The following is a 14651-nucleotide window of genomic DNA, read 5'->3' on the forward strand; positions in this document are numbered from 1 at the left end:
GGTGCCGCATCAGGCGGCGGCGAGGGCGTCCGAGGGACGGTCCGGGGAGGGCACCGTCACCACGGGCCGCTCGCGCAGGCTCAGGGCGAGGCGGACCACGGCGATCCACATCAGCGCCGAGCCCAACATGTGCACGCCCACCAGGATCTCCGGGACGTGGGTGAAGTACTGCACGTACCCGATGACCCCCTGCGCGAGGACCACCAGCAGCAGGTCCCGGGCGCGGGCCCGGGTGTCGTCGGGGGCGTCCACCACACGCAGCACCAGCCACATGGCCACGGCGAGCGCGCAGACCACCCAGGCGGCGACGGCGTGGATGTGCGCGGCGGCCGTCCAGTCCCACGGCATCCGCGGCACGTCGCTGCTGTCGCCCGCGTGCTTGCCCGACCCCGTCACCGACGTGCCCAGCACGATCAGCAGCGCGGTCACCCCGATGATCGCCCAGGAGAGCTTGCGCACCGGCCGCGGCACCCGGGGCCGGGGAGCCCCGTCGCCCTCGCCGGTGCGCACCCAGGTGACCGTCGCCACCGTCAGCAGACCGGTCGCGAGCAGGAAGTGTCCGGCCACGCTCCAGGGGTTGAGACCCGCCCAGACGGTGATCCCGCCGATCACCGCGTTGGCGCACACGATCCAGAACTGGGTCCAGGCCAGCCGGCCGAGGCCCCGGCGCCGCGGCTTGGTGGAGCGCACCGCGATGATCGCCCAGCCGACGGCCGCGGAGAGCACGTACGTCAGCAGCCGGTTGCCGAACTCGATCGCGCCGTGGAGACCCTGCGCGGGGGTGGCGAACAGGCTGTCGTCCGTGCACTTGGGCCAGGTGTCGCAGCCGAGGCCGGAACCGGTCAGACGGACGGCGCCGCCCGTGACGATGATGAGCACGCTCATCACGACGGCGGAGAGCGCCGCCCGTCGCAGGATTGCGGGCGACGGTGTCCAGCGCTGGGCGATGTAGGCGAGGGGGGTCTGCACGCGCCCCATCGTAGGCGGGGGCTTGTGCATGCATTCACGAGGGGTCGGTTCCGGGAGGAAAGGTCACGCGGAAGCGCGAACCGTCCCAGTGGTCCTCCTCGTCCCACCACAGGGCGAACCGCCAGCGGGCCGCGTCGCCCGGGCGGTCCGGCGAGGACAGGAAGGCGTCCGTCAGATCGGCCGCCACCGCCTCCGCCGTGCGGTCGGTCACCGCGTCCATCCCGCGCCACGGGAACGCCATCGGCCGCCAGGAGCCGTCGCCCGTGCACACGTCGAACCGCCACACCGCCCGCCAGGAGCGCGCCCGCAGGATGCGGTGCACCTCGGAGCGGTCCAGGGCGAGCCCCTCGGCGATCGCGTCGGGCGCCATGCCCTCGATGCGCCCCGCGACGACGGCGAGCGGCAGCAGCCGGGGCGGCAGCAGTTCCCGCTTGTGCAGCTGGGTGAGACCGCCGTCGAAGGGGCACCGCCGCAGTCTGCGTTCGAGCTGGTCGCCCAGGTGCTCCAGGACCGCGGCATGGGCCCGCTCGGCGGGGTCCGGCGCCGTCCACGCGGCGTGGAAGGCACGTTCCGCCCGCACCGCCCACTCCGCCGCGTCCACCGGGCGGCCGAGCTCCTCCAGACGGTCGCCGAGGAAGGCGTGGGCCTGGGCCAGGCCCTCGCGGTTGCGCGGATCGCCCTGGTCCAGGGACTCCCAGACGGCGATGGCCCGGTGCGTCGCCTCGACCGCGGCGAGGCCGGCCAGCCTGTCCTCCGTCCGCGGCTGTTCGCCCTGCGGACGGAAGGCGTAGCGCGGCAGCCCCAGATCGTCGCTGAGCGGTTCGGCGAGGTAGACGGCCTGGCTGATCAGGGTTCTGGCGAACCAGCGGGCGTGCTCGGGGTCGTGCCCGGCCGGCCCGGCGCCGTGACGGACGGCGGCGTCGACGGCGGCCAGCGCGTCGACGCGTCTGCCGATGTCGAAGTGATGACGGGCCAGGTCGCTGTAGCGCAGCCCGAGTCTGGCGGCGAGGGAGAGATCGTCCACCGCGTGCGGGGCGAGCGCGGCGATCAGATCGGTGAGCATCCGCTCCCGCTCGAGGGGCGCGGCCTCCGGGCGGCCCGACCTGACCTTCGCCCATTGCGCGTCGAGCAGCAGTACGGCACAGCGTTCCATCCAGACCTCCGGTCGTGCGGGTCCCGATGGAAGCATCCTGGCGTGCGCCTCACTCCCAGCGGAAGAGCCGGGCTGCGGCACCCAGTCCGAGCACGGCCCATACGGCGAGAATGCCCATGTCCCCCCACGGCACTCCCGCGCCGTCCCGCAACACGTCCCGCAGGCCGTCGGAGAGGGCCGCGATCGGCAGCAGCGCGAGCACGTCGGCGACGCCCTCGGGGAAGCGGTCCAGCGGCACGATCACGCCGCCGCCCACCAGCAGGAGGAGGAAGACGAGGTTGGCCGCGGCCAGCGTCGCCTCCGCCTTCAGCGTCCCCGCCATCAGCAGTCCCAGCCCCGAGAAGGCGGCGGTGCCGAGGACGAGCAGCAGCACGACCCACAGCGGGTTGCCGTGCGGGGACCAGCCGAGCGCGAACGCGATCACCGTCAGCAGCACGATCTGGAGCACCTCGGTCGCCAGCACCGAGAGCGTCTTGGCGCACATCAGCGCCCAGCGGGGGAGGGGCGAGGCGCCGAGCCGCTTGAGCACGCCGTAGCGCCGCTCGAAGCCGGTCGCGATGGCCTGCCCGGTGAACGCGGTCGACATCACCGCGAGGGCGAGGACCCCGGGTGCGAGGAAGTCGACCGGCTCGCCCGCCCCGGTGTCGACGATGTCGACCGTGGAGAAGAGGACCAGCAGCAGCGACGGGATGATCACGGTGAGCAGCAGCTGCTCCCCGTTGCGCAGCAGCATCCGCGTCTCGAAGGCCGCCTGGGCGGTGATCATGCGGGCGAGGGGTGCCGCGCCCGGCTTCGGGGTGTACGTGCCGGCGCTCATCCGCGCAGCTCCTTGCCGGTCAGCTCCAGGAAGACGTCCTCCAGCGTGTGCCGCTCCACCGAGATCCGGTCGGGCATCACCCCGTGCTGGGCGCACCAGGAGGTGACGGTGGCCAGCAGCTGCGGGTCGATCCGGCCGGCGATGCGGTACGCGCCCGGGGACGGTTCGGCGGCCGCCGAGCCGTCGGGCAGGGCCTTGAGCAGCGATCCCAGGTCGAGACCGGGGCGGCCGGTGAAGCGCAGGGTGTTCTCGGCGCCGCCCCGGCACAGCTCCTCGGCGGTGCCCCGGGCGATCACCCGGCCCGCGTCCACGATCGCGACCATGTCCGAGAGCTGTTCGGCCTCGTCCATGAAGTGCGTGGTCAGCACGGTGGTGACACCGTCGGCGCGCAGCTCGCGCACCAGCTCCCAGGTGGAGCGGCGGGCCTGCGGGTCGAGGCCGGCGGTCGGCTCGTCGAGGAAGACGAGTTCGGGGCGGCCGACGACGGCCATGGCCAGCGCGAGGCGCTGCTGCTGGCCGCCGGAGAGCCGGCGGTAGGCGGTGCGGCCGCAGCCGCCCAGCCCGAGGCGCTCGATCAGAGCGTCGACGTCCAGCGGATGGGCGTGCAGCCGGGCCATGTGCCGGAGCATCTCCTCGGCGCGCGCGCCCGAGTAGACACCGCCGGACTGGAGCATCACGCCGATCCGCGGACGCAGCCGTTCCGCGTCGGCGACCGGGTCGAGACCGAGGACGCGCACCGTGCCCGCGTCGGGGCGGCGGTAGCCCTCGCACGTCTCCACCGTGGTCGTCTTCCCGGCGCCGTTGGGGCCGAGCACGGCGGTCACGGAGCCGGTGGCGACATCGAGGTCCAGGCCGTCCACCGCGGTCTTCGATCCGTACCGTTTGACCAGGCCCCGGACCCGGACGGCCCACTCGTTGCTCATGCGGGGAAGTCTAGGGACCCGCCCGGGCGTCCCCTTGCGCGCCCCCGGGACGCGGGAGGGCTCCCGCCCGTGGATGGGACGGCGCTGACGGGGAACCCGTCCGGCATGCCCGTCCTCATCGGCACCTGCGGCTGGCAGTACCGGGACTGGCGCGGCGAGCTCTACCCCGAGCGGGTGCCGCAGCGGCTCTGGCTGGAGGAGTACGCGCGGCACTTCCCGGTGGTCGAGAACGACGGCGCCTTCTACCGGCTGCCGGAGCGCAGCACCTTCGCCGCGTGGCACGACCGCACGCCCGACGGCTTCGTCATGGCCGTGAAGGCCAGCCGCTTCCTGACCCACGTCAGGCGGCTGAGGGATCCCGAGGAGCCGGTCGGTCGGCTGATGCACCGGGCCGCGGGGCTGGGGGAGCGGCTGGGGCCCGTGCTGCTCCAGCTGCCGCCGACGCTCCGCGCGGACGCCGGCCTGCTGGACGACGTGCTCGGGTGCTTCCCGCGCGACGTGCGGGTCGCGGTCGAACCGCGGCACGCGTCGTGGTGGACCGACGCCATCGCGTCCGTTCTGTCGGACCGGGGAGCCGCGCTGTGCTGGGCGGACCGCGGATCGCGTCCGGTGACCCCGTTGTGGCGGACCGCCGACTGGGGGTACGTGCGCTTCCACGAGGGCCGCGCGAAGCCCTGGCCCGGATACGGCCGGCGGGCCCTGGCCTCCTGGGCGGAGCGGATCGCCGACGCCTGGCCGGCGAGCGGTGACGTGTACGCGTTCTTCAACAACGATCCCGGCGGCGCGGCGGTGCGCGACGCGACCGGATTTGTTCGTTCCGTGGCCGCGACGGGACGGTCCGCAGTGCCGCCGGCCACCGCGGAGGGGCGGTCCGCGCAGCCGCCCGGACCTGCGGCGGAGCACTCCGCGTGATCGTTTCCGCAGGTCAGCTTAGGTATGCCTAAGTGATGCACGGCACCGCGCGGTGATCGGGACGCGGCTTGTCACTGTCCGAGGAATTACGCAACAATGGCGTTGTGAAAAACGTTGGCGAGGCTCCCCAGGAGGAACTCGCGACCGGTGAGCGCTCCACGCGCAACCGTGTCGCGCGCTCCATCCTGGACCACGGCCCGTCCACCGTCTCCGACCTCGCGGGCAGGCTCGGACTCACCCAGGCGGCCGTCCGCCGCCACCTCGACTCCCTCGTCTCCGAGAACGTCGTGGAGCCCCGCGAGCAGCGCGTCTACGGCGCGCGCACCCGCGGCCGCCCCGCCAAGGTCTTCGCCCTCACCGACTGCGGCCGGGACGCCTTCGACCAGTCCTACGACACGCTGGCCGTCGACGCCCTGCGCTGGATCGAGCGGTCCGCCGGCGGCGGCGCGGCCGGCGAGGCCGCCGTCGCCGCGTTCGCGCGGGACCGCATCGAGGCCCAGGGTGAGAGCTATCGCGCCGCCGTCGACGCCGCGGCCCCCGAGGACCGGGCCGAGGCGCTGGCCAAGGCGCTCAGTGCCGACGGGTACGCTGCTACGGCCCGTACCGCGCCGGTCGGCGAACAGCTCTGCCAGCACCACTGCCCGGTCGCCCACGCGGCCGAGAAGTACCCGCAGCTGTGCGAGGCGGAGACCGAGTTCTTCTCGAAGCTCCTCGGGACGCACGTGCAGCGGCTCGCCACCATCGCCCACGGCGACGGCGTCTGCACCACGTTCATCCCGCGCGGCTCCCCCAGGAGCGGCGCCGCACAGACCACCACACCACCAGCATCTGCAAGCACGGCCGGGAGGAACCCCGCATGACTCTCCCCACGGAGACTGCCCACCCCGAACTCGAGGGCCTGGGTACGTACGAATTCGGCTGGGCCGACTCCGACGCGGCCGGTGCCGCCGCCAAGCGCGGCCTCTCCGAGGAAGTCGTCCGCGACATCTCCGCGAAGAAGAACGAGCCGGAGTGGATGCTGAAGCTGCGGCTCAAGGGCCTGCGGCTCTTCGACAAGAAGCCCATGCCCAACTGGGGCTCCGACCTGTCGGGCATCGACTTCGACAACATCAAGTACTTCGTGCGGTCCACCGAGGCGCAGGCCGCCTCCTGGGAGGACCTGCCCGAGGACATCAAGAACACCTACGACAAGCTCGGCATCCCGGAGGCGGAGAAGCAGCGCCTGGTCGCCGGTGTCGCGGCGCAGTACGAGTCCGAGGTCGTCTACCACCAGATCCGCGAGGACCTGGAGGAGCAGGGCGTCATCTTCCTGGACACCGACACCGCGCTCAAGGAGCACCCGGAGCTCTTCCAGGAGTACTTCGGCACCGTCATCCCGGTCGGCGACAACAAGTTCGCGTCGCTGAACACGGCCGTGTGGTCCGGCGGATCGTTCATCTACGTCCCCAAGGGTGTCCACGTGGACATCCCGCTCCAGGCCTACTTCCGCATCAACACGGAGAACATGGGCCAGTTCGAGCGGACGCTGATCATCGTCGACGAGGACGCCTACGTCCACTACGTCGAGGGCTGCACCGCCCCGATCTACTCCTCGGACTCGCTGCACAGCGCCGTGGTCGAGATCATCGTCAAGAAGGGCGGCCGCTGCCGCTACACGACCATCCAGAACTGGTCGAACAACGTCTACAACCTGGTGACCAAGCGCGCCGTGGCCTACGAGGGCGCGACGATGGAGTGGGTCGACGGCAACATCGGCTCCAAGGTCACCATGAAGTACCCGGCCGTCTACCTGATGGGCGAGCACGCCAAGGGTGAGACCCTGTCCATCGCCTTCGCGGGCGAGGGCCAGCACCAGGACGCCGGCGCCAAGATGGTCCACATGGCCCCGAACACCTCCTCGAACATCGTCTCCAAGTCGGTGGCGCGAGGCGGCGGCCGCACCTCCTACCGCGGTCTCATCGAGATCGGCGAGGGCGCGCCGGGCGCCAAGTCCAACGTGCTGTGCGACGCGCTGCTGGTCGACACGATCTCCCGCTCGGACACCTACCCCTACGTCGACGTCCGCGAGGACGACGTCTCGATGGGCCACGAGGCGACCGTCTCCAAGGTCTCCGAGGACCAGCTCTTCTACCTGATGAGCCGCGGCCTCACCGAGTTCGAGGCGATGGCCATGATCGTGCGCGGCTTCGTCGAGCCGATCGCCAAGGAACTCCCCATGGAGTACGCGCTGGAGCTCAACCGGCTGATCGAGCTGCAGATGGAGGGCTCGGTGGGCTAGGCCCCCCAAGGCCCCGGGCAGCCGCCCGGACCCGCCGTCCCGATCACGTCCCCGGGCTCACACGGTGAGCCCAGTGAGCGGGCCCTCGGCGGCCGCGGCCGGAGCACAGTTCCGGCCGCGGCCGCCGAGGGCGCGCGAACGCACCGAATGCAGAAAGCGAGCAGACCGACAGCCATGGCTGAGGCTCAGAACATCCCGGTGGGTTCCACCACCGCCGGCTCCATCGCGGTGGCCGCGGAGTCGACCGTCGCCACCCGTATGAGTGCGCCCCCGTCGTTCGACGTGGCGGACTTCCCGGTCCCGCACGGCCGCGAGGAGGAGTGGCGCTTCACCCCGCTGGAGCGGCTGCGCGGGCTCCACGACGGCACCGCCGTCGCCACCGGGTCGGGCGTCAAGGTCGCGATCGAGGCGCCCGAGGGCGTCATCGTGGAGACCGTCGGGCGCGACGACGCGCGGCTCGGGCGCGCGGGCACCCCGGTCGACCGGGTCGCCGCCCAGGCGTACTCCTCGTTCGAGCAGGCCTCGGTCGTCACGGTGCCCAAGGAGACCGTGCTGACCGAGCCGGTCCGCATCGCCGTGCACGGCGAGGGCGGCACCGCCTTCGGCCACCAGCTCATCGAGCTCGGCGCGTTCGCCGAGGCCGTCGTCGTCATCGACCACACCGGTGACGCCGTCCTCGCCGCCAACGTCGACTACATCCTCGGCGACGGCGCCAAGCTGACCGTCGTCTCCGTGCAGGACTGGGACGACAAGGCCGTCCACGTCGCCCAGCACAACGCGCTGGTCGGCCGGGACGCCTCGTTCAAGTCCGTGGTGGTCACCTTCGGCGGCGACCTCGTGCGGCTCCACCCGCGCGTCGCGTACGCCGGCACCGGCGGCGAGGCCGAGCTCTTCGGCCTGTACTTCACCGACAAGGGCCAGCACCAGGAGCACCGCCTCCTCGTCGACCACAACGTGCCGCACTGCAAGTCCAACGCGGTCTACAAGGGCGCCCTCCAGGGCGACGCGGCGCACGCGGTGTGGATCGGCGACGTCCTGATCCGGGTCGCGGCCGAGGGCACCGACACCTACGAGATGAACCGCAACCTCGTCCTCACGGACGGCGCGCGCGTCGACTCGGTGCCGAACCTCGAGATCGAGACCGGCGAGATCGCCGGCGCGGGTCACGCCTCCGCCACCGGCCGCTTCGACGACGAGCAGCTCTTCTACCTGATGGCCCGCGGCATCCCGCAGTCCGAGGCCCGCCGTCTGGTCGTCCGCGGCTTCTTCGCCGAGCTCGTCCAGCAGATCGGTCTGCCGGACGTCGAGGAGCGCCTCATCGCCAAGATCGATGCGGAGCTGGAGGCGTCCGTCTGATGGCCTTCGTCAAAGCCTGTGCGCTGAGCGAGCTGGAGGAGGACACCCCCAGGCGGGTGGAACTCGACGGCACGCCGGTGTCGCTGGTGCGCACCGAGGGCGAGGTGTTCGCGATCAACGACATCTGCTCGCACGCGAACGTCTCCCTCTCGGAGGGCGAGGTCGAGGACTGCGCCATCGAGTGCTGGCTGCACGGCTCCAGCTTCGACCTCCGCACCGGCAAGCCGTCCGGGCTACCCGCGACGCGCCCCGTCCCCGTATACCCCGTAAAGATCGAAGGGGACGATGTGCTCGTCTCCGTCACCCAGGAGTCCTGAGTCACCCATGGCAACGCTTGAAATCCGCGACCTGCACGTCTCCGTCGAAGCCGACAACGGCTCCCGGGAGATCCTCAAGGGCGTCGACCTGACCGTGAAGCAGGGCGAGACCCACGCCATCATGGGCCCCAACGGCTCCGGCAAGTCGACCCTCGCCTACTCCATCGCGGGCCACCCCAAGTACACGATCACCGGTGGCACCGTGACCCTGGACGGCGAGGACGTCCTGGAGATGTCCGTCGACGAGCGCGCCCGCGCCGGCATGTTCCTCGCGATGCAGTACCCGGTCGAGGTCCCCGGTGTCTCGGTCTCCAACTTCCTGCGCACCTCCGCCACCGCGATCCGCGGCGAGGCCCCCAAGCTGCGCACCTGGGTGAAGGAGGTCAAGGAGGCGATGGGCGAGCTCCACATGGACCCGGCCTTCGCCGAGCGCAACGTCAACGAGGGCTTCTCCGGCGGTGAGAAGAAGCGCCACGAGATCCTCCAGATGGAGCTCCTCAAGCCGAAGATCGCCATCCTCGACGAGACGGACTCGGGTCTGGACGTCGACGCGCTGCGCGTCGTCTCCGAGGGCGTCAACCGGGTGCGCGCCACGGGTGAGGTCGGCACGCTGCTGATCACCCACTACACGCGCATCCTGCGCTACATCAACCCCGACCAGGTGCATGTCTTCGCCGGCGGCAGGATCGTCGAGTCGGGTGGCCCCGAGCTCGCCGACAAGCTGGAGGCAGAGGGCTACGAGCAGTACACCAAGGGCGGCGTCGCTCAGTGAGCGGCTCCCCCCGGGCCGCCGGCCCGCAGCCGGCCTCCGACCCGCGGGTGAGCCCCGCGGGCGGAGAAGCGTACGAAAGGGGATGGGCGTGACACAGCTGCCCGGCCTCCTCGACACCGAGGCGATCCGCAAGGACTTCCCGGTCCTCGACCGGGTGCTCCACGACGGCAAGAAGCTCGTCTACCTGGACAACGCGGCGACGTCGCAGAAGCCGCGCCAGGTGATCGACGCGCTCAGCGCCTACTACGAGCGCCACAACTCCAACGTCCACCGCGGTGTGCACGTGCTCGCGGAGGAGGCCACGGCGCTGTACGAGGGCGCCCGTGACAAGGTCGCGGCCTTCGTCAACGCGCCGAGCCGCGACGAGGTGATCTTCACCAAGAACGCCTCGGAGTCGCTCAACCTGGTCGCCAACATGCTGGGCTGGGCCGACGAGCCCTACCGTGTGGACCGCGAGACCGAGATCGTCATCACGGAGATGGAGCACCACTCCAACATCGTCCCGTGGCAGCTGCTCTCGCAGCGCACCGGCGCGAAGCTGAAGTGGTTCGGCCTCACCGACGACGGGCGGCTCGACCTGTCCGACATCGAGCAGGTCATCACGGAGAAGACGAAGATCGTCTCCTTCACCCTGGTCTCCAACATCATGGGCACGGTCAACCCGGTCGAGGCGATCGTCCGCCGCGCCCAGGACGTCGGCGCCCTGGTGCTGATCGACGCCTCGCAGGCCGCCCCGCACATGGTGCTGGACGTGCAGGCGCTCGGCGCCGACTTCGTGGCCTTCACCGGTCACAAGATGTGCGGACCGACGGGCATCGGTGTGCTGTGGGGACGGCAGGAGCTGCTGGAGGACCTGCCTCCGTTCCTCGGCGGCGGCGAGATGATCGAGACCGTGTCGATGCACTCGTCGACCTACGCGCCCGCGCCCCACAAGTTCGAGGCGGGCACGCCCCCGATCGCGCAGGCCGTCGGCCTCGGCGCGGCCGTGGACTACCTGACCTCGATCGGCATGGAGCGGATCGCCCGGCACGAGCACGCCCTCACCGAGTACGCGGTGAAGCGGCTGCTGGAGGTGCCGGACCTGCGGATCATCGGCCCGACGACGGCCGAGGACCGCGGCGCGGCGATCTCCTTCACGCTCGGCGACATCCACCCGCACGACGTGGGCCAGGTGCTGGACGAGCAGGGCATCGCGGTCCGCGTGGGACACCACTGCGCGCGGCCGGTCTGCCTGCGGTACGGAATTCCCGCGACCACGCGGGCGTCGTTCTATCTGTACTCCACGCCGGCAGAGGTCGATGCTCTGGTCGACGGCCTGGAGCACGTCCGTAACTTCTTCGGATGAGGGGCTGACGACGCGTGAAGCTGGATTCGATGTACCAGGACGTCATCCTGGACCACTACAAGAACCCGCACGGGCGGGGCTTGCGGGACGGTGACGCCGAGGTGCACCACGTCAACCCGACGTGCGGCGACGAGATCACGCTCCGGGTGCGGTACGACGGCTCGCGCATCGCGGACGTGTCGTACGAGGGCCAGGGCTGTTCGATCAGCCAGGCCTCCGCCTCGGTCCTGAACGAACTGCTGGTCGGCAAGGAGCTGGCCGAGGCGCAGCGGATCCAGGGCACCTTCCTGGAGCTGATGCAGTCCCGGGGCCAGATCGAGCCCGACGACGCCATGGAGGAGGTGCTGGAGGACGCGGTCGCGTTCGCCGGCGTCTCCAAGTACCCGGCCCGTGTGAAGTGTGCCCTGCTGAGCTGGATGGCCTGGAAGGACGCGACCGCGCAGGCGCTGGCCGGCGGCACCGACGCCGAGAGGAAGACGGCATGACCGAGAACGCCGGGGCGGCCCTGAAGCCCGCCTCCGAGGAAGAAGTCCGTGAGGCGCTGTACGACGTCGTCGACCCCGAGCTGGGCATCGACGTGGTCAACCTGGGCCTGATCTACGGCATCCACATCGACGACTCCAACGTCGCGACCCTCGACATGACGCTGACGTCCGCGGCCTGCCCGCTGACCGACGTGATCGAGGACCAGGCGAAGGCCGCGACCGACGGCATCGTCAACGAGCTGAAGATCAACTGGGTCTGGATGCCGCCGTGGGGCCCGGACAAGATCACGGACGACGGACGCGAGCAGCTGCGCGCGCTCGGCTTCAACGTCTGAGCCGGTTCGGATCCCGAGCCCGGCACCACGGAACGGTCATGCCCGTCAGGCACACTGACGGGCATGACCGTTTCGCTTTACCAGATCTCCGTCGACTGCCACGACGCCCCCGCACTCGCCCGCTTCTGGACGCGGGTGCTGGACTGGAAGGTCCTCTACGAGGACGCCGACGAGATCGTCATCGGGTCGGACGCCGCCGCGCTGCCCGGCATCTGCTTCCTCACCGTCCCCGAGGGCCGCACCGTCAAGAACCGTCTCCACCTCGACCTGAGCCCGGACGACCAGGCCGCCGAGGTCGAACGCATCCTCGCCCTCGGTGCCACCCGGGCGGACGTGGGGCAGGGGGACGACGCGACCTTGGTGGTGCTGGCCGACCCGGAGGGCAACGAGTTCTGCGTGCTGCGCCCGAAGAAGACGCTGCTGGACTGAGACCGCCCGGCGAGCGCGTCAGCCCGGCCGGTCGTGGGCGAAGAGCGCGTCGTGGGCACTGAGGGCGGCCCTGACGCGGACCACGTCGGAGCCCGAGGTGGCGTCGAGGCCGGTGGCGTCCGCGGCGCGGCGCAGCCGGTAGTCCACCGTGTTCGGGTGGATCCGCAGCAGCTCCGCGGTCCGCTGGCGGCTGAGCCCGCACTGGAGGAAGGTGCGCAGCGTGCTCAGCAGTTCGGGCCGGTCGGCGAGCGGGCGCACCAGCTCGGCGAGTGCGTCGCGGGCCGGTCCGGGGCGCATCAGCTGGTACTCCAGCAGCACGTCCGAGAGCCGGTGGACGCCCGGCCCCCGGCCCGAGGCGACCGCCACCGCGCGGATCTCGTGCACCAGCCGGGCCGCCGCGCCGACCTCCTCGGGCGCGGCGGCGGTCACGCCGGCCACGATCTCCACTCCCGCGACCCGGCTCATGTGGGACACCACTCCGCCCAGCCAGTTCCAGTCCTCCTCCGTCACCCCCTCGGCGGGGACCCGGCGGGGCACCAGGACGATGCCGCCCTCGGCGCCCAGCGCGGAGAGGACGGGCGCGCCCACGTGGCGCTCCAGCTCGACCCGCAGACGTCTGCGCTTGCGCTTGACCGCGATCAGCGGGCTCACCCCGTCGGCCCGTTCGTCCGGATGGGGGCCGACCCAGAGCCCGAGCACGAGGTAGCAGGGCGGCAGGTCGAAGCCCCAGTGCGCGCTCCTGGTCCGCACGTCGTCGCCGTCGAGGAGCGCCGCCAGCACCGCCTGCCGGGCCGACTGCTCCTCGCTCGCCGCTGCCTGCCGCTCGGTGAAGTACCCGGCCACCACGGTGGCGGTCATCTGCTCCAGGAAACGGAGCACCAGCAGTCCGGCCTCCTGCACGGCCCGCAGATCGCCCGGGCCCGCGTGGGGCGCCATCCGCTCCAGGCATTCCTGGGCGCCCACGTGGTAGGCCCGGATCACCGACTCCACCGGCACGCCTTCCTCGGCGCGCTTCGCGGCGGACTGGCGCAGCACCTGCAACTGGGCGTCGTCGGGGAGCTCGCCGGTGCGCAGCACGGTCGCGCAGCTGCGGATGGCCTGCTCGACGACCCTGCGGATGTCGTTGCGCAGCTGCTCGTCGGGCAGGGTGCCGTAGACCGGCACATGGTCGACGAGCCGGTCGAGGACCGCCGAGGTCAGTTCGCGCAGGGAACCGGCGAGGCGCTGGTGCAGAGGCACGCCGCCGTAGGCGGGCGGCACGTAGCGGTCACTGTCCACGGGGCGACCTCATCGACATCTCAGAACTTACTTGCGGGTAACCAAGGTCGCCGCAGGAGGCACGGAGTGTCAAGCATGGGCCCAGGGCTAGAGGTGGTGTGTCGCCCCCACCCCTGCCGCCTCGGCGAGCGCCGGCCCGAGGTTCTCCTTGCGCATCCGCTCGTCGACGTAGAGCAGGCCGAGGACCAGGGGCGGGAAGACCGCCGTCACCACCTGGCCGACGAACGCGCCGAGCAGGACGAAGGCGAGCATCACGGCGACCGTGACCGCCGCGGCGCTGCCGGACGACCCGTCGGACGGCGAGGCAGGCCCCGTCGGGATCAGGCTCAGCAGCTGGAGCGGCAGCTGGACGAGGTAGGCGACCGCCACGGCCATCACGGAGGCCAGCAGCGAGACGCCGAAGACGCGCCACCAGCTGCCCCGCACCAGCTGCGCCGAGCGGGACAGCGAACGGACGACGCCCTGCCGTTCGAAGACAGCCACCGCCGGTGCCAGCGAGAACCGCACCCACAGCCAGACCGCCGGCGGACCGGTGAGCAGCACGCCCAGCAGGCCGCCCAGGAAGAGCCGGCCGAAGCCGTCCGGGCCGTCGGACAGCAGCGACACGAACGCGAGGACCATGCCGAAGAACGTCGCGGCCAGCAGCACCATCGGCACCGCCGCGATCAGCCCGGAGACCAGGAGGCTGCCGAGGACGGCCCACACCCTGGGCAGCGCCCGGCGCCACAGGGTGCCGAAGGAGGAGGGCAGACCCAGCACCGCGTCCTGGAGGAGCGCCGGACAGGCCGCGTGGACCAGGGCGCCCGCCACCAGCATCACCGCGCCGCCGGCGAGGTAGACGCCGCCGAAGGCGGACAGCAGCGGCCACAGCTCGTCCGCACCGGCGGACTCCGGGGCGTCGGACAGGTGCTGGATGTCATGGGCGAACACCGCGTACGCCGCGGCCAGCACGGCGCCGAACAGTGCCGCCGCCGCGCCGTAGACCACGACCGTGAAGCCCAGCAGCTGCTTCCAGTGGCGCCCGATGGTGGCGAACGCCCCGCCCAGGACACCCCCGGTCCCGAGCGGGGGCGCCAGCGGGATCACGCCCGGCTTCGGTGGCACGGGCGGGGGCGTCCACCCGCCGCTCCACCCGGACGAGGGGCCGGGAACGGGCGGGTTCGAGCGCAGGAACGAGGGTCGCTACCTTGTTCGTCCGGCGGCGCCGGACCCGGCGCCCGCCGCTCGCCGTCGTCCGGCATCGGGAGAGAACAGAGATGACCCACACCCACCCGCCCGTTCC

16 protein-coding genes are annotated in these 14651 nt (G+C 71.6%); 10 read left to right on the forward strand and 6 right to left on the reverse strand.

Going from position 1 to position 14651, the window contains the following annotated elements; all coding sequences use genetic code 11:
• Window positions 1-9: 9 nt before the first annotated feature.
• From EAO77_RS24305 to EAO77_RS24320, 4 genes are read right to left on the reverse strand one after another with little or no spacing between them, the layout of a single operon-like run.
• Window positions 10-999, reverse strand: coding sequence for a COX15/CtaA family protein (locus EAO77_RS24305; RefSeq protein ID WP_187283389.1), 990 nt, complete (start codon window positions 997-999; stop codon window positions 10-12).
• Window positions 1000-1003: 4 nt separating this feature from the next.
• On the reverse strand, window positions 1004-2122 hold the full coding sequence (locus tag EAO77_RS24310; protein WP_147990414.1) for a hypothetical protein: 1119 nt from the start codon (window positions 2120-2122) through the stop codon (window positions 1004-1006).
• A gap of 49 nt (window positions 2123-2171) precedes the next feature.
• Window positions 2172-2939, reverse strand: coding sequence for an ABC transporter permease (locus EAO77_RS24315; protein ID WP_147990415.1), 768 nt, complete (start codon window positions 2937-2939; stop codon window positions 2172-2174).
• On the reverse strand, window positions 2936-3862 hold the full coding sequence (locus tag EAO77_RS24320; RefSeq protein ID WP_147990416.1) for an ABC transporter ATP-binding protein: 927 nt from the start codon (window positions 3860-3862) through the stop codon (window positions 2936-2938). The genes EAO77_RS24315 and EAO77_RS24320 overlap by 4 nt, the downstream gene beginning before the upstream one ends.
• 105 nt (window positions 3863-3967) lie before the next feature.
• Between EAO77_RS24320 and EAO77_RS24325 the strand changes: the two genes are divergently transcribed.
• The 10 genes from EAO77_RS24325 (at window position 3968) to EAO77_RS24370 (ending at window position 12091) form a co-directional block, all read left to right on the forward strand.
• Window positions 3968-4774 carry a DUF72 domain-containing protein gene (locus EAO77_RS24325; RefSeq protein ID WP_147990417.1) on the forward strand — a complete coding sequence of 269 codons (807 nt, stop codon included), beginning with the start codon at window positions 3968-3970 and terminating at the stop codon, window positions 4772-4774.
• A gap of 104 nt (window positions 4775-4878) precedes the next feature.
• A complete protein-coding gene (locus EAO77_RS24330; protein WP_147990418.1) occupies window positions 4879-5634 on the forward strand; it encodes a helix-turn-helix transcriptional regulator in 756 nt (251 codons plus the stop codon).
• A complete protein-coding gene (gene sufB, locus EAO77_RS24335) occupies window positions 5631-7052 on the forward strand; it encodes a Fe-S cluster assembly protein SufB (protein WP_147990419.1) in 1422 nt (473 codons plus the stop codon). Before EAO77_RS24330 ends, sufB begins: the two co-directional genes overlap by 4 nt.
• A gap of 174 nt (window positions 7053-7226) precedes the next feature.
• The gene (gene sufD, locus EAO77_RS24340) at window positions 7227-8408 is read left to right on the forward strand and encodes a Fe-S cluster assembly protein SufD (protein WP_147990420.1); all 1182 of its coding nucleotides are present in this window, start codon (window positions 7227-7229) and stop codon (window positions 8406-8408) included.
• Window positions 8408-8725, forward strand: a complete 318-nt coding sequence (locus EAO77_RS24345) for a bifunctional 3-phenylpropionate/cinnamic acid dioxygenase ferredoxin subunit (protein ID WP_147990421.1) — start codon at window positions 8408-8410, stop codon at window positions 8723-8725. Before sufD ends, EAO77_RS24345 begins: the two co-directional genes overlap by 1 nt.
• A gap of 7 nt (window positions 8726-8732) precedes the next feature.
• A complete protein-coding gene (gene sufC, locus EAO77_RS24350) occupies window positions 8733-9497 on the forward strand; it encodes a Fe-S cluster assembly ATPase SufC (RefSeq protein ID WP_147990422.1) in 765 nt (254 codons plus the stop codon).
• An 88-nt stretch (window positions 9498-9585) separates the two neighbouring features.
• Window positions 9586-10842, forward strand: a complete 1257-nt coding sequence (locus EAO77_RS24355) for a cysteine desulfurase (protein ID WP_147990423.1) — start codon at window positions 9586-9588, stop codon at window positions 10840-10842.
• A 14-nt stretch (window positions 10843-10856) separates the two neighbouring features.
• Window positions 10857-11327, forward strand: coding sequence for a Fe-S cluster assembly sulfur transfer protein SufU (sufU, locus tag EAO77_RS24360; protein ID WP_147990424.1), 471 nt, complete (start codon window positions 10857-10859; stop codon window positions 11325-11327).
• The gene (locus EAO77_RS24365; RefSeq protein ID WP_147990425.1) at window positions 11324-11662 is read left to right on the forward strand and encodes a metal-sulfur cluster assembly factor; all 339 of its coding nucleotides are present in this window, start codon (window positions 11324-11326) and stop codon (window positions 11660-11662) included. The genes sufU and EAO77_RS24365 overlap by 4 nt, the downstream gene beginning before the upstream one ends.
• Window positions 11663-11725: 63 nt before the next feature.
• Window positions 11726-12091, forward strand: a complete 366-nt coding sequence (locus EAO77_RS24370) for a VOC family protein (RefSeq protein ID WP_147990426.1) — start codon at window positions 11726-11728, stop codon at window positions 12089-12091.
• An 18-nt stretch (window positions 12092-12109) separates the two neighbouring features.
• On the opposite strand, the gene EAO77_RS24375 is transcribed toward EAO77_RS24370, so the two are convergent.
• Both EAO77_RS24375 and EAO77_RS24380 read right to left on the reverse strand, forming a co-directional pair.
• On the reverse strand, window positions 12110-13369 hold the full coding sequence (locus tag EAO77_RS24375; RefSeq protein ID WP_147990427.1) for a helix-turn-helix domain-containing protein: 1260 nt from the start codon (window positions 13367-13369) through the stop codon (window positions 12110-12112).
• 87 nt (window positions 13370-13456) lie between these two features.
• Window positions 13457-14473 (reverse strand): hypothetical protein, encoded by a 1017-nt coding sequence (locus EAO77_RS24380; RefSeq protein ID WP_261994122.1) that lies wholly within the window; start codon window positions 14471-14473, stop codon window positions 13457-13459.
• Between the last annotated feature and the right edge of the window lie 178 nt (window positions 14474-14651).

The organism is Streptomyces sp. T39, from assembly GCF_008042045.1.
In the GTDB taxonomy this organism is placed as follows: domain Bacteria; phylum Actinomycetota; class Actinomycetes; order Streptomycetales; family Streptomycetaceae; genus Streptomyces.

Excerpts from the sequence above, each read along its gene's own strand:
- EAO77_RS24305 (WP_187283389.1), bottom strand. The coding sequence starts at position 999 with ATGCACAAGCCCCCGCCTACGATGGGGCGCGTGCAGACCCCCCTCGCC.
- EAO77_RS24310 (WP_147990414.1), bottom strand. The coding sequence starts at position 2,122 with ATGGAACGCTGTGCCGTACTGCTGCTCGACGCGCAATGGGCGAAGGTC.
- EAO77_RS24315 (WP_147990415.1), bottom strand. The coding sequence starts at position 2,939 with ATGAGCGCCGGCACGTACACCCCGAAGCCGGGCGCGGCACCCCTCGCC.
- EAO77_RS24320 (WP_147990416.1), bottom strand. The coding sequence starts at position 3,862 with ATGAGCAACGAGTGGGCCGTCCGGGTCCGGGGCCTGGTCAAACGGTAC.
- EAO77_RS24325 (WP_147990417.1), top strand. The coding sequence starts at position 3,968 with ATGCCCGTCCTCATCGGCACCTGCGGCTGGCAGTACCGGGACTGGCGC.
- sufB (WP_147990419.1), top strand. The coding sequence starts at position 5,631 with ATGACTCTCCCCACGGAGACTGCCCACCCCGAACTCGAGGGCCTGGGT.
- sufD (WP_147990420.1), top strand. The coding sequence starts at position 7,227 with ATGGCTGAGGCTCAGAACATCCCGGTGGGTTCCACCACCGCCGGCTCC.
- EAO77_RS24345 (WP_147990421.1), top strand. The coding sequence starts at position 8,408 with ATGGCCTTCGTCAAAGCCTGTGCGCTGAGCGAGCTGGAGGAGGACACC.
- sufC (WP_147990422.1), top strand. The coding sequence starts at position 8,733 with ATGGCAACGCTTGAAATCCGCGACCTGCACGTCTCCGTCGAAGCCGAC.
- EAO77_RS24365 (WP_147990425.1), top strand. The coding sequence starts at position 11,324 with ATGACCGAGAACGCCGGGGCGGCCCTGAAGCCCGCCTCCGAGGAAGAA.
- EAO77_RS24370 (WP_147990426.1), top strand. The coding sequence starts at position 11,726 with ATGACCGTTTCGCTTTACCAGATCTCCGTCGACTGCCACGACGCCCCC.